At 63.4% G+C, this 19,990-nt stretch carries 15 protein-coding genes and 1 pseudogene; 6 read left to right on the top strand and 10 right to left on the bottom strand.

The features are described 5' to 3' along the window. Positions 1-5 precede the first annotated feature (5 nt). On the top strand, positions 6-842 hold the full coding sequence (locus tag ACTIFK_RS03980) for a DUF502 domain-containing protein (protein ID WP_439541752.1): 837 nt from the start codon (positions 6-8) through the stop codon (positions 840-842). A 559-nt stretch (positions 843-1,401) separates the two neighbouring features. On the opposite strand, the gene recG is transcribed toward ACTIFK_RS03980, so the two are convergent. Then, entirely contained in the window at positions 1,402-3,516 is a 2,115-nt protein-coding gene (gene recG / locus ACTIFK_RS03975; RefSeq protein ID WP_439541751.1) for an ATP-dependent DNA helicase RecG, read from the bottom strand. Between the two features lie 272 nt (positions 3,517-3,788). On the opposite strand from recG, the gene ACTIFK_RS03970 reads away from it, so the two are divergent. From ACTIFK_RS03970 to ACTIFK_RS03960, 3 genes are all read left to right on the top strand, one after another. Then, entirely contained in the window at positions 3,789-4,055 is a 267-nt protein-coding gene (locus tag ACTIFK_RS03970; RefSeq protein WP_439541750.1) for a succinate dehydrogenase assembly factor 2, read from the top strand. 65 nt (positions 4,056-4,120) lie between these two features. Further along, positions 4,121-7,597 (top strand): transcription-repair coupling factor, encoded by a 3,477-nt coding sequence (gene mfd / locus ACTIFK_RS03965; protein WP_439541749.1) that lies wholly within the window; start codon positions 4,121-4,123, stop codon positions 7,595-7,597. A gap of 150 nt (positions 7,598-7,747) precedes the next feature. Then, positions 7,748-8,653, top strand: a complete 906-nt coding sequence (locus ACTIFK_RS03960) for a DUF5677 domain-containing protein (protein WP_439541748.1) — start codon at positions 7,748-7,750, stop codon at positions 8,651-8,653. On the opposite strand, the gene ACTIFK_RS03955 is transcribed toward ACTIFK_RS03960, so the two are convergent. Both ACTIFK_RS03955 and ACTIFK_RS03950 read right to left on the bottom strand, forming a co-directional pair. After that, the gene (locus tag ACTIFK_RS03955; RefSeq protein ID WP_439541747.1) at positions 8,628-8,999 is read right to left on the bottom strand and encodes a hypothetical protein; all 372 of its coding nucleotides are present in this window, start codon (positions 8,997-8,999) and stop codon (positions 8,628-8,630) included. The genes ACTIFK_RS03960 and ACTIFK_RS03955 overlap by 26 nt on opposite strands. Then, positions 8,978-9,397, bottom strand: a complete 420-nt coding sequence (locus ACTIFK_RS03950; RefSeq protein WP_439541746.1) for a HEPN domain-containing protein — start codon at positions 9,395-9,397, stop codon at positions 8,978-8,980. The genes ACTIFK_RS03955 and ACTIFK_RS03950 overlap by 22 nt, the downstream gene beginning before the upstream one ends. Positions 9,398-9,972: 575 nt before the next feature. Between ACTIFK_RS03950 and ACTIFK_RS03945 the strand changes: the two genes are divergently transcribed. Beyond that, positions 9,973-12,300 (top strand): arylsulfatase, encoded by a 2,328-nt coding sequence (locus tag ACTIFK_RS03945; protein WP_439541745.1) that lies wholly within the window; start codon positions 9,973-9,975, stop codon positions 12,298-12,300. Between the two features lie 75 nt (positions 12,301-12,375). On the opposite strand, the pseudogene ACTIFK_RS03940 reads toward ACTIFK_RS03945, so the two are convergent. From ACTIFK_RS03940 to ACTIFK_RS03910, 7 genes and pseudogenes are all read right to left on the bottom strand, one after another. Beyond that, positions 12,376-12,503, bottom strand: a pseudogene (locus ACTIFK_RS03940) (AMP-binding enzyme); the annotation flags it as partial. Between the two features lie 254 nt (positions 12,504-12,757). Continuing rightward, positions 12,758-13,873 (bottom strand): beta-ketoacyl-ACP synthase III, encoded by a 1,116-nt coding sequence (locus ACTIFK_RS03935; RefSeq protein ID WP_439541744.1) that lies wholly within the window; start codon positions 13,871-13,873, stop codon positions 12,758-12,760. Positions 13,874-14,120: 247 nt separating this feature from the next. Beyond that, complete coding sequence (locus tag ACTIFK_RS03930) at positions 14,121-14,339, bottom strand: AMP-binding enzyme (RefSeq protein WP_439541743.1); 219 nt, start codon at positions 14,337-14,339, stop codon at positions 14,121-14,123. A 293-nt stretch (positions 14,340-14,632) separates the two neighbouring features. After that, positions 14,633-14,935 (bottom strand): hypothetical protein, encoded by a 303-nt coding sequence (locus tag ACTIFK_RS03925; RefSeq protein ID WP_439541742.1) that lies wholly within the window; start codon positions 14,933-14,935, stop codon positions 14,633-14,635. Positions 14,936-14,972: 37 nt separating this feature from the next. Beyond that, the gene (locus tag ACTIFK_RS03920; protein ID WP_439541741.1) at positions 14,973-15,116 is read right to left on the bottom strand and encodes a hypothetical protein; all 144 of its coding nucleotides are present in this window, start codon (positions 15,114-15,116) and stop codon (positions 14,973-14,975) included. 30 nt (positions 15,117-15,146) lie between these two features. Further along, complete coding sequence (locus ACTIFK_RS03915) at positions 15,147-16,697, bottom strand: class I adenylate-forming enzyme family protein (protein ID WP_439541740.1); 1,551 nt, start codon at positions 16,695-16,697, stop codon at positions 15,147-15,149. 118 nt (positions 16,698-16,815) lie between these two features. Further along, complete coding sequence (locus ACTIFK_RS03910) at positions 16,816-18,597, bottom strand: extracellular solute-binding protein (RefSeq protein WP_439542070.1); 1,782 nt, start codon at positions 18,595-18,597, stop codon at positions 16,816-16,818. Positions 18,598-19,046: 449 nt separating this feature from the next. Here ACTIFK_RS03910 and ACTIFK_RS03905 point away from each other — a divergent pair, with 449 nt between their 5' ends. Then, entirely contained in the window at positions 19,047-19,886 is an 840-nt protein-coding gene (locus ACTIFK_RS03905; protein ID WP_439541739.1) for an invasion associated locus B family protein, read from the top strand. The last annotated feature ends 104 nt before the right edge of the window (positions 19,887-19,990 follow it).

The raw sequence follows: 19,990 nt of genomic DNA, 5'->3' as shown, positions 1-19,990 counted from the left end.
CGCCCATGAGCAAGCATTCCGGCAAACCCCCTCCCGAGAGCGACGACAGCCACGCCCTTTCGGCCGGCTTGCAGCGCCTGGCGACCGACGACGGCGCGCCGCTCCGCATTGGCGCGCGGCTGCGCAACTATTTCCTCACGGGACTGATCATCGTCGGCCCGGTGACGCTCACGATCTACATCATCTGGTGGGTGATCAACGTCACGGACGCGTGGCTGAAGCCGTTCGTCCCGAGCGCCTATCTTCCGGATACGTACCTTCCGTTCTCCGTGCCGGGCATCGGGCTCTTGTTCGGGATCGTGTTCCTGACGCTGACCGGCGCGCTCACCGCCAACCTGATCGGCCGATCGATGGTCTCGTTCGGCGAGATGGCGCTCGACCGCATGCCGATCGTGCGTAACGTGTACCGGGCGTTGAAGCAGTTCTTCGAGTCGCTGGTCTCGGCGACGGCGAGCGGAAGCCAGCAGTCGGGCTTCCAGAAAGTCGGGCTGATCGAGTTTCCTTCAAAGGGGCTGTGGTCGATCGTGTTCGTCACCGGCGAGACCAAGGGTGAAATCGGCAGCACGAAGCCGGGTGGTGAGGACGATCTCGTGACGGTCTTCATGCCGACCGGCATCGTGCCGCCGACTGGTTTCATCTGCTTCATGCCGCGGCGCGACGTGACGTTCCTCAAGATGAGCGTCGAGGATGCGGCGAAGATCGTGATCTCCGCCGGCATGGTCGTGCCGGACTACGAAGCGCGTCTGAAGCAGCTCGCGGACATGGCCGTCAAGACCGAGGGCAAGCGCGTCGTTCTGCCCGGGGCGACACCGGGCGCACCGCCGTCGGCAACGGGGGTTTAGGTTCACTTTCGCTGCTGCACACCAACGTCATGCCGGCGAAGGCCGGTACCTACGCAAGCTTCAGCGAACCCGTCGGTCGAAAGATGACCCGACGGTGCAGCGGTGAGCGATCAAGCGTCGTTGAATATTTGGAGACTGGCGTGGGTCCCGGCCTGCGCCGGGATGACGGACTAGATTGCGATGCTGGACCGCGCTTCTTCCACGTTTACGCCGCGCGGAAGAGGCGGATGGCTTGGTCGCATTCGAAAACGTAGAGCAGGCGGCGCAGGGCTTCGCCGGGATGACGGACTAGATTGCGATGCTGGACCGCGCTTCTTCCACGTTTACGCCGCGCGGAAGAGGCGGATGGCTTGGTCGCATTCGAAAACGTAGAGCAGGCGGCGCAGGGCTTCGCCGAGATGACGGACTAGATTGCGATGCTGGAGCCCGCTTCTTCGACGTTTACGCCGCACGGAAGAGGCGGATGGCTTCGTCGCATTCGAACACGTAGAGGCGGCGGCGCAGGGCTTCGCCGGGATGACGGACTGGATTGTGATGCTGGACCGCGCTTCTTCGACGTTTACGCGGCGCGGAAGAGGCGGATGGCTTCGTCGCATTCGAACAGGTAAAGGAGGCGGCGCAGGGCTTCGCCGCGTTCGGTCGTGAGCTGCGGATCGGCCGAGAGGATCATGCGGGCGTCGTCGTGCGCGGCTGAGAGAAGCTCGGAAAAGCCCGCTCCACCCGCGACGCGGAATTCCGCTTCGCCGCTCTGGCGCGCGCCGAGCACTTCGCCGCCGCCGCGCAGTTCCAAATCCTTTTCCGCGATCAGGAAGCCGTCCTCGGTATCTTCCATCATCGCGAGGCGTTCCTGGGCGGTGCGCGTCAGCGGTTCGGCATACAGGAGCATGCAGAAGCTCTCGCGGCTGCCGCGTCCGACGCGGCCGCGCAACTGGTGAAGCTGGGCCAGGCCGAAACGCTCGGCATGCTCGATGACCATAATATTGGCGTTCGGCACGTTGACGCCGACCTCGATCACCGTCGTCGCCACCAGCACCTTGAGATTGCCGTCGGCGAAGGAGGCCATGGTCGCGTCCTTGGCGGTGGCGTTCATGCCGCCATGCAGGAGGCCGACGCCCTCTCCGAGCACCTGGGTGAGGTGGGCATGGCGTTCCTCGGCGGCGGCGAGATCGGAGATGTCGGACGATTCAATGAGCGGGCAGACCCAATAGACCTGCGCGCCCTCGGCGAGCTGCGCTTTGACGCGGGCGATCAGCTTTTCCATCAGGCCATTGGCAATCTGCTTGGTGACGATCGGTTTGCGGCCGGCTGGCTTTTCGGTGAGCTTCGAGACTTCGAGGTCGCCGTAATGCGTCATGAGCAGCGTGCGGGGAATGGGCGTCGCGGTCATCACAAGCATGTTCGCGCCGCCGCCCCCGCCTTTGGTCTGCAACGCGAGGCGCTGGTGGACGCCGAAGCGGTGCTGCTCGTCGATGACGGCGAAGGCGAGATCGTTGAAGACGACGTCGGCCTGGAACAGCGCGTGGGTGCCGATCAGGATGTCGATGTCGCCCCCGGCGAGGCGCGCCAGGATGTCGTCGCGCACGCGGCCCTTTTCGCGGCCGGTGAGCAGGCCGATGCGGATGCCCGCCTTCTCGGCCAGCGGGCCGATCGTTTCCATGTGCTGGCGGGCGAGGACTTCAGTGGGCGCCATGAGGGCGGATTGCGCGCCGGCTTCGACGGCGACGACCATCGCCAGCAAGGCGACCACGGTCTTGCCGGAGCCGACGTCGCCTTGCAGGAGACGCAGCATGCGGCGCGGGGCGCTGATGTCGGCTTCGATCTCGCGCAGGGCGGAGACTTGCGAGTTTGTGAGCGAGAACGGTAAGGCGGCGACGATCTTGGCGCGCAGGCTGCCGTCGCCCTTTACGGGGCGGCCGCGCTGGGCCTTGAAGCTCTCGCGCACCATGGCGAGGGCGAGCTGGTTGGCCAGCAGCTCATCGTACGCGAGGCGCTGGAGCGGCGTGCTGCCGGCCGACACGTCAGCGGCATCCTCGGGATGGTGGAGGCGCTTCAGGGCCTCGATGAAAGCGGGCCAGCCTTGCTGCTTGAGCCAGGCGGCGTCCTGCCATTCCTGCAATTGCGGCACGCGTTCGAGCGCCTGGCGCTCGGCCTTGAGCAGCACCTTGCCCGAGAGGCCGCCGGTGAGCGGGTAGACGGGTTCGAGCAGCGGGAGGTCGCCGCGATTTTCAGGGGCGACGATGTAGTCGGGGTGCGCCATCTGCAGGGTTTCGCCGTAGCGCTCGACGCGGCCGGAGACGTAGCGCTCCTCGCCAACGGGAAGCTGGCGCTCGACGAATGAGCGCTCGACGCGGAAGAAGACGAGGTCCAGGCGGCCGGTCTCGTCTTCCGTCGCGACCTTGTAAGGGGCCTTGTTGTTGCCGCGCGGCGGGGCTTTGTGCTTCAGCACGCGGACCTTGAGGGTGGCGATGGTGCCAGGCAGGGCTGCGGCTACGGTCGGCTCGGCGCGGCGATCGATGACGCCGGTGGGCAGGTGCCACAGCATGTCGATGACGCGGGGCAAGACGACGCCCGGGGGCAGGCGCAGGGCCTTCTTGAGCAGGGCAATGACGCGCGGGCCGACGCCCTTCAGGACCTCCGCCGACGCAAACAGGGGTGTAAGCTCTGGAGGCCGCATGACGAAGGAGCTGGATCCGCGTGAAAATTCAGGGTGCCTGCGGCGACGCGGGCGCTCGAAGCTGAAGCAGGACGGGCTGACATCGCCCGGCCAGGGCGCTATATGACACCCCTCGACGGGCGACGCAAAGCGCTGCCGGATTTCCCTGGTTTTGTCGTGCTGCTCACCCGAAAACCGGCCTCATCCCGGATGCGGCGAGGGACAGGGTTTTTCGGCGAGCGCCGATTGGGCCGGGTCAGTTCTCATTGGTCGTTTTTTGGCGGATCCAAACTATGGGCGAGGACATCGAGGTCCGCCGCAGGCGCGCCGTGTGGCGAGCCGGGCATCGGGGCACCAAGGAGCTGGATCTCCTCGTCGGGCGCTTCGCGGCCGTGCACCTCGCGTCCATGGGCGAACCGGACCTCGCGCGCTTCGAGGCGTTTCTCGCGGTCAGCGAGCCGGAGCTGCAAGCCTGGCTGCTCGCGCCGGAACCGGGGGCTGGGGAAACGGAGTTTGCGGAGATCGTGACCGCGATCCGCAAGTATCACGGGCTCGCTTGAAATCAGACACATGCTTGAAATTGGACACATGGACGTAACGTTTTGACGAAGGTTGTTGAGAGCACATGAGCGAGCGGGCGGATCTGATCTTTACGGGCGTGCCGGAAGGGCTCGACGCGCTCGTTCTCGCGCGCCTCGTGGAGGAAGCGGCCGATGGCGCACGCTCCGGCCTGCTGCTGCACATCGCGCGCGACGACCGCCGGCTCGACGTGCTCGAAAATCAGCTCCGCTTTTTCGCTCCCAAGGTGCGCGTCGTGCCGTTTCCGGCGTGGGATACGGTGCCCTACGATCGCTCGGGGCCGAATGCGGAGATCGTGGCCAAGCGCATCACGGCGCTCTCGCGTCTGGCGCTCGCCAATCGCAGCGAGCCGGTCGTCGTGCTGACGACGGTGAACGCGGCGCTGCAAAAGGTGCCGCCGAAGGCGTTCATTCGCAACGCCATGAAGAGCATTTCGCCGGGCCAGCGCGTGGACCTCAACCGGCTCGTCTCGCGGCTCTCGCTCGCGGGCTACACGCGCACCGGCACGGTGATGGAGCAGGGCGAGTTCGCGGTTCGCGGCGGTATCCTCGATCTCTTTCCGCCCGGACGGCAGAACCCGGTACGGCTCGATTTCTTCGGCGACACGCTGGAATCGGTCAAGGCGTTCGACGCCGAGACGCAGCGGACCGCAAAGGCGCTACGCAAGCTGATCCTGATGCCCGTGTCGGAGATCGCATTTGGTGACGCGGCGACGGCGCTGTTCCGGACGCGCTACGTGGAGCTGTTCGGCGGCGCGACCGGCGACGATCCGCTCTACGAGGCGGTCAGCAGCGGGCGGCGCTATTCGGGCCAGGAGCATTGGCTGCCGTTCTTCCACGAAACGCTGGAGACCTTGCTCGACTATATGGACGGCGCGGTGGTGAGCTTCGACAATCTCGTCGACGACGCCGTCAAGAGCCGCTTCGATCAAATCAAGGAACACTACCTCGCGCGCACGGAAGGGCTCGAGACGGAGCGCTTCGGCGCGCCGCCTTACAAGCCCGTGCCGCCGGACCAGATGTTCCTCAACGCGTCCGGCTGGAAGAAAGCGCTCGCGCGCCATAAGGTCGTGCGGCTGACGCCGTTCGAGATGACCGAAGGCGCGGGCGTGCGGCCATGGCGCGGCCGGGCTGGACGCTCGTTCGCGCCCGAGCGGCAGAACCCGGACGGCAACGTGTTCGATGCGGTCGTGGCGCATGTGAAGCGCGTGCAAAGCGAACACCGGCGCGTGATCGTGGCGGCTTGGACGACCGGCGCGCGCGAGCGGCTCGGCTCGCTGCTCTCCGATCATGGGCTCAAGGCGCAGGCCAAGGTCGAGGGCTACACGGACGCGCTGGCGCTCGATCCCAACGTCGCGGGGCTGGCGGTGCTCGGCCTCGAACAGGGGTTCGAGACGCCCGAGCTGGTGGTGGTCGCGGAACAGGACATCCTGGGCGATCGCCTCGTCAGGCCGCGCCGCAAGGCGAAGAAGGCCGCCGATGTGCTGACCGAGGCGACGAGCCTTTCGGTGGGCGATCTCGTCGTGCACGCCGACCACGGCATCGGGCGCTTCGAAGGCCTCAAGACGATCACGGCGCTGGGCGCGCCGCACGACTGCCTGGAACTCAAGTACCACGGCGGCGACACGCTCTATCTGCCGGTCGAAAACATCGAGCTGTTGTCGCGGTACGGCTCGGACGACGGGACGGCGCAGCTCGACAAGCTCGGCGGCGTCGCGTGGCAGTCGCGCAAGGCACGCCTCAAGAAACGCCTGCGCGAAATGGCGGGCGAGTTGATCAAGATCGCGGCAATGCGGTTGCTGCGCGAAGCGCCCGTGCTGGCGCCGCCGGCCGGCGCCTACGACGAGTTCGTAGCGCGGTTCCCATACGAGGAGACCGAGGATCAGGCGGCGAGCATCGAGGCGGTGCTGGGCGACATGCAATCCGGCCGTCCGATGGATCGGCTTGTTTGCGGCGATGTCGGTTTCGGCAAAACGGAAGTGGCGCTGCGGGCTGCATTCGTGGCGGCGATGAACGGGCTGCAGGTTGCCATCGTCGTGCCGACGACGCTGCTCGCGCGGCAGCATACGCGCACCGTCATGGAACGGTTCAAGAACCTGCCGCTCAAGCTGGCGCAGGCGTCGCGGCTGGTGGCGGCGAAGGATCTCACCGAGGTCAAGGACGGCATCAAGAACGGCACGGTCGATATCGTGGTCGGCACGCATGCCCTGCTCGGCAAGCAGATCGAATTCCAGCGCCTCGGCCTGCTCGTGATCGACGAGGAGCAGCATTTCGGCGTGACGCACAAGGAGCGTCTGAAGCAACTGCGCGAGGACGTGCACGTGCTGACGCTCTCGGCGACGCCAATTCCGCGCACGCTGCAACTGGCGCTGACCGGCGTGCGCGAGCTATCTCTGATCACGACGCCGCCGGTCGACCGTCTCGCGGTGCGCACCTACATCTCGCAGTTCGATCCGGTCATTCTGATCGACGCCTTGAAGCGCGAGCGCGATCGCGGCGGGCAGACGTATTACGTCGCGCCGCGCATCTCCGATCTCGAGGAGGTGTCCGAGTTCCTGCGCGAGGCGGTGCCGCATCTCAAGGTCGCGGTGGCGCACGGCCAGCTCTCTCCGACCGAGCTGGAAGACATCATGACGGCGTTCTACGAAGGCCAATTCGACGTGCTGCTCGCGACTGCCATTGTGGAGTCCGGCCTCGACGTGCCGAACGCGAACACGCTGATCGTGCACCGGGCGGATATGTTCGGCCTGGCGCAGCTCTATCAGTTGCGCGGCCGCGTAGGCCGTTCAAAGAGACGCGCATATGCCTACTTCACGACGCCGCCGGGGAAGGCGTTGACGGAGGGCGCGGAAAAGCGCCTCAAGGTGCTGCAGTCGCTCGATACGCTGGGCGCCGGGTTCTCGCTCGCCTCGCACGACCTCGACATTCGCGGCGCCGGTAACCTGCTCGGCGAGGAGCAGTCGGGGCATATCCGTGAAGTCGGCTTCGAGCTTTATCAATCGATGCTGGAAGAAGCGGTGGCTGCGCTCAAGGGCGGCGATCTCGAAGCGGCCGACCAGTGGAGCCCGGAAATCTCGATCGGGCTGTCGGTTCTCATCCCGGAGACGTATGTCGCGGATCTTCAGCTTCGCCTCGGGCTCTACAGGCGGCTGTCCGCGCTCGAAACGCGTGCCGAGATCGACGCGTTTGCGGCAGAGCTTGTGGACCGGTTCGGCGAGCTGCCGGCCGAAGTCGATCATCTGCTCGACGTCATGGAGATCAAGGGTCTGTGCCGCATTGCCAACATCGCGAAGGTTGATGCGGGCACGAAGGGCTGCGTGATCTCGTTCCATCGCAACACGTTTGCGAACGCTCAGGGGCTCGCGCAGTTCCTGCAGGCCTCGCGCGGCAAGGCCAAGGTGCAGCCGGATCACAAGATCATTTTCAAGGGCGACTGGGATCAGCCGCAGGTGCGATTCAAGGGCGTGCGCGCGCTGGTGGCCACGCTGGCCGAGATCGCGGCCAAGGGCGCGAAGGCGGCTTAGGGTGGGTGGTGGTGTTGGAAGTGGGCTGAGGGGCAGGAGCGGACATTTGTACGCCAGCGTGTCACGCCGCCTCTAGCCCACATCGAAGCCTGCGCTGAAGAATCGAATACTATGAGCCAGTCTAGATTTTCTGCTCAGGGGGTCAGCGGTATGCTGATGGTCGACGAAGCGCTTGTCGAGGTTTCCAAAGCAGCCAAGTTCCTGCACTCTGCTTGGCAGCCAGTCGTGGACAACGTTTCCCAGCTCAACATGGAGGTTCATAACCATCTCGACTGCGTGCGAAGAGTTGCGCTCAAGCGGCAACATGACTGCATGAAAGCGACTTTGACTCTCGCTGATGTCGAGCTTGGCGAGACTACGGTGCCGTTCCTTCGACCGGCGGTCGAAGAGTATATCTGGTGCGAGTATTTCAACCTCATCGGACGAGAGAAGGCATCAACCCTCGTTGAACATCTGTTGTTCTTCGACATGTTCAACACCCTTGAAGCGCAAGCCGCATTTACCGGGGACAAGTCAATCGCCGCCATGGGCATCTCATTTCAACGAGATGGTTTGAAGAAAATTGAGCCCGAGCATCGAGCGAAATATTTTGAGCTCGCTACCGAGCTGGAGTTTCCGGGCCGTAGCCGCAAAAAGGCAAAGCCTCCACCGTTCGCGTACATCGCGCGCAAAGTTGATCACGGGAGACTGTACGACTTCCTCTATTTCGCCACTTCAAAGACTGTGCACTTCAGCACACACGAGCTAACGCGCCGCCCTTGGGGGAAGCCCCCACATTACAAAATCAAGTCGCCGTTGTTTCGTGATTTTTGGACGTGTTTCTCGCTGATTTGGAACGTCAGGCTCTTTGCCTTCACCATGGAAGCGAACAAAGACATTATCATAGACCTACCAGACCTCGACATGGAGGCCTTTAAGGAGGCTATCGATGCCATTCATAAGCATCTGTACATCCCAATCTTCCTAGCAAAAGAGTTCCAATGGTCACCCGACCTTCCGTTGAGAGAAGTCTTCTCGGGAAGCGGTCCACTTATGAAGCCAAGTCAGGTGTCTTAAACACTATTGCGCGGTCGTAGAAGTAGGGGCCTAGCCGAATTGCATCAAACGACCGGGCCTGTCCCGTCACGATCGCGCCTACCGAGTTGAGCTCCATTCCCATGAGGCTTTGGGGTTCATATGCCTCGATCAGCGTCGGCGGAATGTTGGCGCCTGTCGCCCGCACAGCGTTTGCAATCCGGGTGTAGATTTCGTGCCTGCTCTTGAACGGCACTCTCGGGACGACTGCAAATCGCCAACCGCTATCGGTTTCATAGAGCCAAGCCGCCGCCTGAAGCTGCATTCCCTGGCTTACAAGTGCGTCGACGACGGCTTTGCCGTCACTCACCAATGCTGCGCTATCCATTGCAACACTCCATGTTGTTGGTCTTCGATAGCGGCAATAAGTTCTCGCGCCTCATTCTCTGTCGCGTCCTCGTAGCGGGACTGTTCACTCCAATCCTTCACGACTGCCCAATTGATCTCCAGCGCGGCATCACCCTGTCGGGCCTGTGTCAAAGCGACCGTCAGCCCAGCGGTGTTTACCAGCTTCTCGATGTCGTGGACATACGCGCTATTCACAAGGTTCTTGTCCGGCAGCGTGTTCTCCCGGAAGCTGCTGGCGATAACCGCTTTCAAACCGAACTCTATCGCGTAGCCAGCCAGGTAGTACGCATTCCCCCACGAGCCTAGGTCAAACAAATTCTTTGCGTCATCGAGCTTCGCCTGGGCGAGCGTTCGGAACTGGTCTCGTGTGACCTGCATTCAAGTCCCCCGTCATCACCGCAACGCCTGCCAAATAGCGTACTCGGTACTGTCGTCTCCAGCTTGCGTGTGACTTCTTGCGCTGTGGCGTCCACTTCTGTTGCTATTTGGTGCATTCCGAGAAAGTTCGCTCGCCCACGTGTGCGGACACTATCACAACGTCACTTCAAAAGCTGACCAGGGCGGCGCGGCGGACTTTGCCGTTGGCGGTGTGGGCAGGCGGTCGAGGAAGCGGATCTCGCGCGGGCATTTGTAGGCGGCGAGTGGGGCGTCCGCTTTGGGCCAGAAACGAACGCTAGCGATTGGGCTCGAGGCGCTTCGATTATCGCTTCTTAACTCACTCCGCCGAACAAGTTGCCTGCTCCGCTTTGGGACCGTATGTTCTTTGTACGGGGGGTATCCAAAATCGTGGTGCCCAAATGCCCCAGATTGCTTTGCCTACCACCGGACTTGTGACAGGTCCGCTGCTGCCAACGCCACCCGGCATATCCTTTGCACAGCCTATTCGCCGTGGGCGGATACCGCGTTCTGCTCGGAAGGCGACAGCGGCGTGCTCGCTGGCAATCGGCTTGTGCATGGCCTCGCCGTGCGGGGCAGAGCATCCTGCAGTCAGGGATGGATCAGTGCTGCCGTTCCCGCCCGAGCCGAGCAAAAGCATCGCTGCGCCCACGCTCCAAGATTCCAAGCTGGTGCCGTTTCCCGTCGTTCGTCACTTGCCGAAGGACGCACCGAACGTCCTGATCATCATGCTCGATGACGTGGGTTTCGGCCTGCCGGATACCTTCGGCGGACCAATCCACACGCCGACCCTGTCGCGCCTCGCCAACGACGGCATCTGCTACAATGCCTTCCACACGACATCCATCTGCTCGCCCACGCGTGCCGCTCTTCTGACCGGGCGGAATCATCAGCGCGTTGGCTCCGGCACTATCGCGGAACGTGCCGTCAATTGGGACGGATACACCGGTCGCATTCCGCGGACCTCGGCAACGATGGCGAAGGTGCTCGGTGCCTATGGTTACAAGACCGCCGCCTTCGGCAAATGGCACAATACGCCTGCGACCGAGACGACAGCGATGGGTCCATTTACGCTCTGGCCGACCGGCGAGGGGATAGGCTTCGATTACTTCTATGGCTTCCTTGCAGGCGAGACGTCCCAATGGGAGCCACGCCTGACCGAAAACTTCAATGCGATCGAGCCGCCGCACGACGAGACTTATCATCTCAGCGAGGATCTCGCTGACAAGGCCCTGACCTGGCTGCGCAAGCATCGCGCCTACGCGCCCGATCAGCCGTTCCTCATGTATTGGGCGCCGGGCGCTGCCCATGGTCCGCACCACATCTTCAAGCAATGGGCAGACAAATATAGAGGCAAGTTCGACCAAGGCTGGGACGCGCTCCGCGAGGCGACTTTCAAGCGCCAGAAAGAGCTCGGCTGGATTCCAGAGGCCGCTCATCTCACGCCACGCGATCCGACGCTGGCCTCTTGGGACAGCATTCCGGCCGCCGAACGTGAGTTCCAGGCGCGACTGATGGAGATCTTTGCCGGCTTCACAGAGCATGCCGATGCGCAGGCTGGTAAGCTCATCGACGGGTTGGAGCGTTTCGGCCTGCGCGAGAATACGCTCGTCTTCTACATCTTCGGCGACAATGGTTCGAGCGCCGAAGGGCAGCGCGGCTCGATCAGCGAGTTGCTTGCGCAGAACAACATTCCGACCACCATCGGGCAGCAGCTTGCGGCATTGAACGACCTCGGCGGGCTCGACGTGCTCGGCGGGCCGAAGACCGACAACATGTACCATGCCGGATGGGCCTGGGCCGGAAGCACACCGTTCAAAGGGACGAAATTGCTGGGCGCATATTTCGGCGGCACCCGCAATCCGCTCGTAATCTCGTGGCCAAAGGGGATCAAGCCTGACAAGACGCCGCGCGCTCAGTTTCATCATGTCAACGACATCGTGCCCACGCTTTACGACGTTCTCAACATTACGCCGCCGAAGATCGTCGACGGCTTCGAGCAGGACCCGATCGACGGCGTCAGCATGAAGTACACGTTCGCGAGCGCAGCAGTGCCCGAGCAGAAGCACACGCAGTATTTCGACAACAACGGCAGCCGCGGCGTCTACCACGATGGGTGGTTTGCGGGAACGTTCGGGCCCTTCGTCCCCTGGGATACGCCCGGCTCTGTCGAGCGCATGAGAAAGTGGAACGCGAACACGGACGTGTGGGAGCTTTACGATCTGCGCAACGACTATTCACAAAGCGACGATCTGGCTGCCAAGAACCCGCAGAAGCTTTCCGAGATGAAAGAGCTATTTCTTGCTGAAGCGAAGGCCAACATGGCCTTTCCTATCGGCGCCGGAAACTGGCTCCGCCTGCACCCGGAAGATCGGGTAAAAACCCCCTATTCGAGCTGGGTCTTCGACGCCGCGACGACGCGCATGCCGGAATTCGCGGCGCCGGGTCTCGGCCGCCAAAGCAGCACGGTGGTGATCGATGCGGAGATCGGCAACGATGCCTCGGGCGTCCTATACGCGCTTGGCGGTTTTTCAGGCGGTCTCACTCTGTTCATGGACGGCGGCGAACTCGCTTACGAGTACAACATGCTGGAGATCGAGCGCACGTCGATCCGCTCGAAAGACAAGCTCGCCGCCGGCAAGCGTCGCATCGAGATCGACACCTCGATCGTGAAGCCCGCAGGTGCTGCCGAAGTGGTGCTCAAAGTCGATGGCGTGGAGGTCGCACGCGGCACGGTCAATCGCACGGTGCCTGCCGCCTTCACCGCCAGCGAGAGCTTTGATGTCGGGATCGATCTTGGCTCCCCGGTCTCGCCTGCATACTTCGACCGTCGCCCATTCAAATTCGATGGCTCCATTGAGAAGGTAGAAGTGACGGTCCAATAGCACGAGGACGTTAATGTGGTTCGCTTGGCGCCAGTGCGCACCAGGTGGACCGGTGCGTTGTCGGTCCGTTATGTGTCAGAAGCTGACAAGTGCGGCGCGGCGGACTTTGCCGTTGGCGGTGCGGGGCAGGCGGTCGAGGAAGCGGATCTCGCGCGGCATTTGTAGGCGGCGAGGCGCTCGCGCGCGTAGGCGAGGATGCCGGCGGAGTCCGCCTGGATGCGATTGGGAATTGCCCCTGGTGCGGCGTTCGCGCGCTGGTCTCTACGCTGGCCGACATCGCGGCCACGGGCGCGAAGGCGGCTTAGGGCAGGTGGTGAGGGTTGGAAGTCCGCTAAGGGTCCACATGCAGACATTCGGAATTATTCGTCTGCCCGCCGCTCGCCCGTCATTGGTCCCATCGTGTCGGGAACGGCGAACGCGGGCCGTCGGCTCGGCCGACTGCAGGCCGCATGTAGTTCTACCTTTTCCTGAGAAACACCGTGCCGGCCGAATACCCCGCGCCGAAGCTGCAGATCAGTCCTATCTCGCCAACGGCGAAGTCGTCATTGGTCGTGTGGAAGGCGATAATCGAGCCGGCCGAGCTCGTATTGGCGAAGGTGTCGAGAATGATGACGTTCTCGCCGGGGGCTGGATCGCGGCCGAGCACCTTGCGTCCGATCATCTCATTCATATTGATGTTGGCTTGGTGCAGCCATAGCCGCTTCAGACTGCGCGGATCAATGCCGAGATCGCTAGCGTGCTGGACGATCAATTCGCTGACCATTGGCACGACCTCCTTGAATACCTTGCGGCCTTCTTGGACGAACAGTTTGTCTTTGGTGCTGGCTCCTTCCAGGGCCGTGCGGTTCAGGAAGCCAAAATTGTTGCGGATGTTATTGGAGAACACGGTTTTCAGCCGCGTGCCTAAGATCTCCCAGCCGCCGGTGGTCTGAGACGCCGCTTCCACGATCACGGCGGTAGCCACGTCACCGAATATGAAATGGCTGTCGCGGTCGGTGAAGTTCAGGTGACCCGAGCAGATTTCAGGATTGACAATCAGCACCGCCTTGACCGAACCGGAGGCGATGAAGTCAGTCGCTGTCTTAATGCCAAACGTGGCTGACGAGCAGGCCACGTTCATGTCGAAAGCGAAGCCATTGATGGCCAGGGCTTGCTGCACCTCAATCGCCATAGCCGGATAGGCGCGTTGCATATTGGACGCCGCGCAGATCACCGCGCCGATTTCGCTGACCGGTTTCCCCCAGGCCAGAATTGCGTCCTCGGCCGCCGCGACCGCCATCTCGGCGAGGATTGAGATCTGGTCATTGGGACGCTCGGGCAGGACCGGGTGCATAATTGCGGGATCGAGGATGCCGCTCTTGTTCATCACATGGCGCGATTTGATGCCCGAGGCCTTCTCGATGAATTCCACCGAGGATGGGAGGAGCGCCACGATATCGCCGGCAGCGATGGCGTCGGCGTTCCGGGCGTTAAACCGCTCGACATAGGCGTTGAATGTGTCGACCAGCTCGGCGTTCGAGACGCTGAATGGCGGGGCGTACAGCCCTGTGGCGGCGATGACAGCGTGATGCAAAGCGGCGATCCCGATGACGCGAGCCCAAGCCTCGAGGGCAGCGCGAATTGCTGAGAATGATAGCACGACTGCAGCTAGGTGACCCGCCCGGCACCATCCGCATCCGAAGAAACTAATTTACCAAGATGTTGTCTCGACATCGCGCCCAGCTCGACAAACGTGAATGGCGCCTGGCGCTTTAGCGGGCGCGTGTGACGCTCGCGCCTAACGTCCGCTTACGTGTTGCGGCGATCAGTTGAACTCACGGTCAAAATCTAACAAGCGAGGAGCGGCGGATTTTGCCGTTGGCGGTGCGGGGCAGGCGGTCGACGAAGCGGATCTCGCGCGGGCATTTGTCGGCGGCGAGGCGTTCGCGCGCGTAGGCGAGGATGCCGGCGGAGTCGGCCGGGATGCGATTGTGAATTGCCCTGGTGCGCTGCAAGGGCGTGCGCGCGCTGGTGGCTACGCTCGCCGAGATCGCGGCCAAGGGCGCGAAGGCGGCTTAGCTCGCGACGTGTCATCCTAGGCCTTGTGCCTAGGACCTATTTATCCACGTGGGAAGGCCGCAGACCGGTGGGCCGACGCTTTACCAAATGCATCCCTTCTTCCGAACGGCAGAAGGGGTCCGCGGGGGTCCATGCGATGCATGGCTACGCCATGACCCCGAGGATGACAGTTGGTGGGTGGGCGTCCTTGTCACTCTCTGTTGCTCGCCTCATCGTCCCCCTCTCCCCGCAAGTACGGGGAGAGGCTATTTTTCAGTTGCTCCGAGCGACGGGGTTACCCGGGCAAGCACAACCAAGCGCCTAAGCAGGTTTTGGGTGTTGTCACTTGGCACGCCATCTGCGAGGCGCGGCACGTCGTTGTGCCTGTGCCGTCTTCGCACTTCAGGCTGACGGGGCCTTTGCCCTCGCGGCCCTGCCCGTAGATGATGTTTTTAAGACCGTTCGTTGCAAAGAGCGCAGCGACATCATGGCTCGCGAACTCGCCGACCGATCCGACTTTGATGCAGTTGGCTTGAGCCGTCGCCGAAAGTGCGCAGATCACCGCCGTGGCGGCTAAGCCGAGTTTGAAATTGCGCATTTGCCCCTCAGTAAAATTACCTATCCGAGTCTTGAAACTAGGTGAGCGTGTGGCCTTCGACAACAGAGTCGGCCTCCTGCAGGCTAGGATATCCCGCGAGGAACGCGAAAGCGTGCCGGATTTGCCACGCTTCCGGCGGCCCGTAGTGCCAGGCACGCTCCTCGCGAAGGTAAGACCTCATGCAACTCGATGAGATAGCTTCCGCTTTGGGTCACAAGCTGACAAGCGCTGAGCGGCGGACTTTGCCGTTGGCGGTGCGGGGCAGGCGGTCGAGGAAGCGGATTTCGCGCGGGCATTTGTAGGCGGCGAGGCGCTCGCTCGCGTAGGCGAGGATGCCGGCGGAGTCGGCGGTCGCTGCAGGCTTCAGGACGACGAATGCGCCGACGACGTGCACGTCCGCGCGCACGGCCAGTTCCGTGCATGCGACTTCGGCGATGTCCGGATGGCTGGCGAGCACGCTTTCCACCTCGGCGGGAGAGACGCGATAGCCGAGCGCCTTGATGATCTCGTTGTTGCGGCCTTCGTGGGTGATGTAGCCGTCGGCATCCATGCGGCCGAGGTCGCCGCCGACGAACCAGTCGCCGCGCACGACGTCCGCCTGTTCCGCCGGGCGGTTCCAGTAGCCGAGCATCAATCCCGGATCGGTACGGTGGACCGCAATTAGACCTTCGGTGTCCGGCGGTAGCGGATCATTCGCGCCGGAAACGGGAATGATCGCGACGTGGCGTCCGGGCTGGGCCTTACCGACGGCGCCGGGCTTTCTCGGTACCGTCGGCGCCGTCGAGATGTACGTCGAGAGCTCGCTCATGCCGAGACCCTCGTGGAGATCCGTGCCGGTGCGGCCGCGCCAGTCGTCGAACAGATCGGGCGGCGGGGCCTCGCCGGCGATGAGCGCGTGGCGCAGCGTCGGCATCGAGGACGGGGCAACGTCGGCGTATTTCAGAATCTGCCGCATGAGAGAGGGCACGCCCGCGAACATCGTCGCGCCGCTGCGGTTGATCAGGCGCGGCCACAGCACGGGGTCTTTTTCGCCGGTGTAGATGAGCGCGGTCGCGCCGTTGGCCCAAGGGTCGGTCAGGCCGACGCCGAGCGTGAACGTCCAGTTGAAGGCGCCGGCATGGAAGACGCGGTCGGTGGCGGTGATGCCATACCAGCCCTGATACATGGGCGTCCGCCCGATCGCCACGCGCTGGGCGTGGAGCACGCCTTTCGGGTTTGCGGTGGTGCCGGAGGTGTAGATCAGGAAGGCGGGCGCTTCGGCGAGCGTGTTCGCGTAGTCGACGCGCGGGCCTTCTCGCATCATGCGGGCGACGTCGTCGGGCGAGAGGATCAGCGGGGCGCGGGTGAGTGCGGACGTGTCGAGGGGTGAGCCGCAGGCGATGGCGGCGGCGCCGCTGTCCTCGGCGAGAAACAGAGCTTCGCGGTCGGTCAATTGGTTCGACGCGGGCAAGGCTACGAGACCTGCAGCGACGGCGCCGAAGAACAGGATGGCGTAAGCGCTGGTGTTGTCGAGGCGGATCATGATGCGGTCGCCTGCGACGAAGCCGGCTGCCCGCAAGGCGCCGGCCGTGCGCAGAACGGCATCTTCCAGATCGGCGTAGCTCCAGACCTCGGCCGGTTGAGGCGAGGCGGCGTCCGCCATGACGATGAGGCCGGGCTTGGCGGGGTGCGCCGACGCCGCGCCCGCGAGGCAATAGCGGGCCATGTTGAAGGGAGGGTTGGCGGTAGGCGTGAACAGAGGTGTGAACGGGGGCGTGAGCATCGGGAGGGTGAGGTCTTCTTGTTCTGTCTAGAGTCGTTCCGCTTAAGTGGGACCGCGGAACGTCTCCAGGTCTTTGCTTGGTCGTGCTTCTTACCGGAAAACCGTTTCCGGAAGCACTCTAGGGCTTGGGCTGCACCCACCACGTGTCGAGGTTGAAGCCGGACAATGGAATGGCCTCGGGATGGGCGAGACGCTTCCAGGAGGCGATCCACTGGGCGGGTGAATGGAAGAGCGGGATCACATAATGGCCCGAGAGCAGGACGCGGTCGAGGGCGCGGACCGACGATACGAAATCCTCGTTACTTTCGGCGGCCAGCATGGTCGCGATCATGGCGTCCGCGGCGGGGTTCTTGACGCCTGCGTAATTGTACGACCCGGGATCGGCGGCGACTTTCGACGACCAGCGGAACAACTGCTCGTTGCCCGGCGAGAGCGACGACGGCCAGGTGAACTGGATCATGTCGAAGTCGTAGTCTTTCAGCCGGGACTGGTATTGCGCGCTGTCGACGACGCGGATGCGCGCCTTGATGCCGAGCTTGGCGAGATCGCCGGTGAAGGCCCCGAGGAGGCGCTCCTGGCTCGTCGTCGCGGCCAGGATTTCAAAGGTGAAGGGCGTGCCCGACTTGTCGACCAGGCTGCCGCCCTTCATCGTATAGCCGGCGGCTTCCAGCATCTCGAAGGCTTTGCGGGCGTTGGCGCGATTGTGCGGCGTGCCATCGCTTTCGGGAACGCGGTAGGTGCCGTCCATGATCTCCGGCAGGACGGCGTTCGCGAAGGGCGCCAACAGTTTGCGCTCGCGCTCGTCGGCGGGGCGGCCCGACGAGGACAGCAGCGAGCGCTCGAAGTAGCTCTGGCTGCGCTTGTAGAGGCCGTGGAAGAAGCTCTTGTTGACCCATTCGAAGTTGAACAGGTGGATGAGGGCGAGGCGGACACGCTCGTCGGCGAAAATCGCGCGGCGGGTGTTGAAGACGAGACCCGTCATGCCGGCGGGAAGCGCGATCGGCATTTCCTCGCGCGCGATGCGCCCGCTCGTGACGGCCGGGAAATTATAGTTCTTGGCCCACGTGCCCGGATCGTCCTCGTTGCGGAGGTCGATGTTGCCTGTCTTGAAGGCCTCGAACAGCGTCGTGCCCTCGCGGAAGTACTCGAAGCGGATCTCGTCGAAGTTGAAGCGGCCGCGGTTGACGGGCAGGTCGCGCGCCCAATAGTCCGGGTTACGCGCGTAAGTGATGGCGCGGCCCGGATCGACGGAAGCGATGCGGTAGGGGCCGGAGCCGACGATGGGCGTGAGGGTGGTCTGGTCGAAGGTGTCCGCCGACATGGCGTGGCGCGGAAGGATCGGCATGAGACCGAGGATGAGCGGCAGCTCCCGATCTTCGGCGTCGGCGAACACGAAGCGGATCATGTGATCGGACAGGACTTCGGTTTTGACGACCTTCTTGTAGTAGGTGCGGTAGTTGGGACGGCCCTTGTCGCGCAGGGCTTCGAACGAGAACAGCACGTCGGCCGCGGTCACCGGCTGGCCGTCGGAGAATTTCGCGAGCGGGTTGAGGTGGAAGGTCACCTCGGTGCGGTTGTCGGCGACGTCGATCTTTTCGGCAATGAGGCCGTACAGCGTGAAGGGCTCATCCTGGCTGCGCGCCATCAGGCTTTCGACGACGAATTCGCGAATGCCTTGCACCGGCTCGCCGCGCACGATCATCGGGTTGAGATTGTCGAAGGAGCCGGGAGAGCCAAGCGTCACGCGGCCACCCTTCGGCGCATCCGGATTGACGTATGGGAAGGTTGTGAACCCCTCAGCCAGGGCGGGGGTGCCGTGCATGGCGATGGCGTGCGCCGGCTCGGCATGGGCCGAGCCAGGATAAAATCCCGCGGCGGCTACGAGGCCGGCCGCCGCCATCGCCAGGAAAATTAATCGTCGCACCGATTTCTCCTCAACCTGGGCGGCGGATACCGGCGGCGACCGCCGATTCGCCACCCTGGGGCAGGCGGGTGCAACGCATGTGTCCGGACATCGCCACGCCCGCATGCAACACCTTGGATTCGCTCGCCCCGCGCTTGGTTCGTAGCACACCTTATGGACCAGCAAATGGTGCGGGGATGAGGCAGGCGCGTTGCGCTATTGCAACGGATACGTCGCTTCAATCTGTGCACGACGGCATGGTGGCCCAACTGGCCACGGGATTGCCGTATTCGGGGCCTTACTGCCGCACCGGATGGCGCCGTGGGCGTCAGGGCGCGCGCTCCCATAAATAATATCGTTCGAGCGCTGCGGAAAGGGGCTGAGCCACCGGCCGGGGACGCCGGGCGGCTTACGGACTGGCTCATTTACGAAAGGTCGAATTTCCTATGTCGCATAGAGATGGCATCGCAACCGGCTTCGGCCGCGGGATGTTGGCAGGCGGAGCCACGCTCGCCCTCATCGCCGGTCTGGCGCTGAGCGCACCGGCTGGGGCTCAAGATAAGAAGGACGCACCCGCGCCGGCTGCAAAGGACGCGCCCGCTGCCAAGGATGCAAAGGCCGCACCGGCCGCGAAACAGAGCGCCTGGGTGAAGCTTTGCGAAAAGTCGCCCCTGGTCCACAAGGACAAGGATGGCAAGGACGTCAAGGAAGAGAAGAATATCTGCCTGACGCATCATGAGCGTCTCGACGGAAACTCGGGCATGGTGCTCGTCTCGGCGGCGATCCGCCAGGTCGAGGGCAGCGAGCACGATCACCTGATGGTCATGGTTCCGCTCGGCATGGCGCTTCCGCCCGGCCTGAAGGCCGCCGTCTACACCAAGGAGCAGTGGGAAAAGGCTGCCAAGAACGAGCAGGTCGACGACAAGGAGCTGAAGCCGATCGATCTCAAGTACTCGCTCTGCCATTCCTCTGGCTGCACCGCGGAAGTGGAAGCCACCAAGGACATCGTCGACCAGATGAAGGCGGGCGGCGGCATCATGATTCTCGCCATGAACGCGCAGGCCCAGCCGATCGGTTTCCCGGTGCCGCTTGACGGCTTCACGGATGCCTTCGCCGGCAAGCCGGTGGACAACGCCGAGTATAAGAAGGCGCGCGGCCAGCTGATGGCTCAGATCCGCCAGAAGCAGCAGGAAGCCTACGAGAAGTTCCGCGCCGAGAAGATGAAGGACCTGCCTCCTCCTCCGGGTGGTGGCGAGCCGGCTGCCGCGCCTGCAGCGAAAAAGTAAGCGGATTGCATTCCGCACGGAAAAGGCCGCTCGCGAGAGCGGCCTTTTTGTTTGCGGAACGGACTACGGATCGGCGCGGCGGCGGGCTTCAAGCCGAGACGTAT

The sequence above is a fragment of the Hyphomicrobium sp. genome, assembly GCF_051860585.1.
In the GTDB taxonomy this organism is placed as follows: Bacteria; Pseudomonadota; Alphaproteobacteria; order Rhizobiales; family Hyphomicrobiaceae; genus Hyphomicrobium_C.
This window is presented reverse-complemented; position numbering and strand designations above follow the sequence as displayed.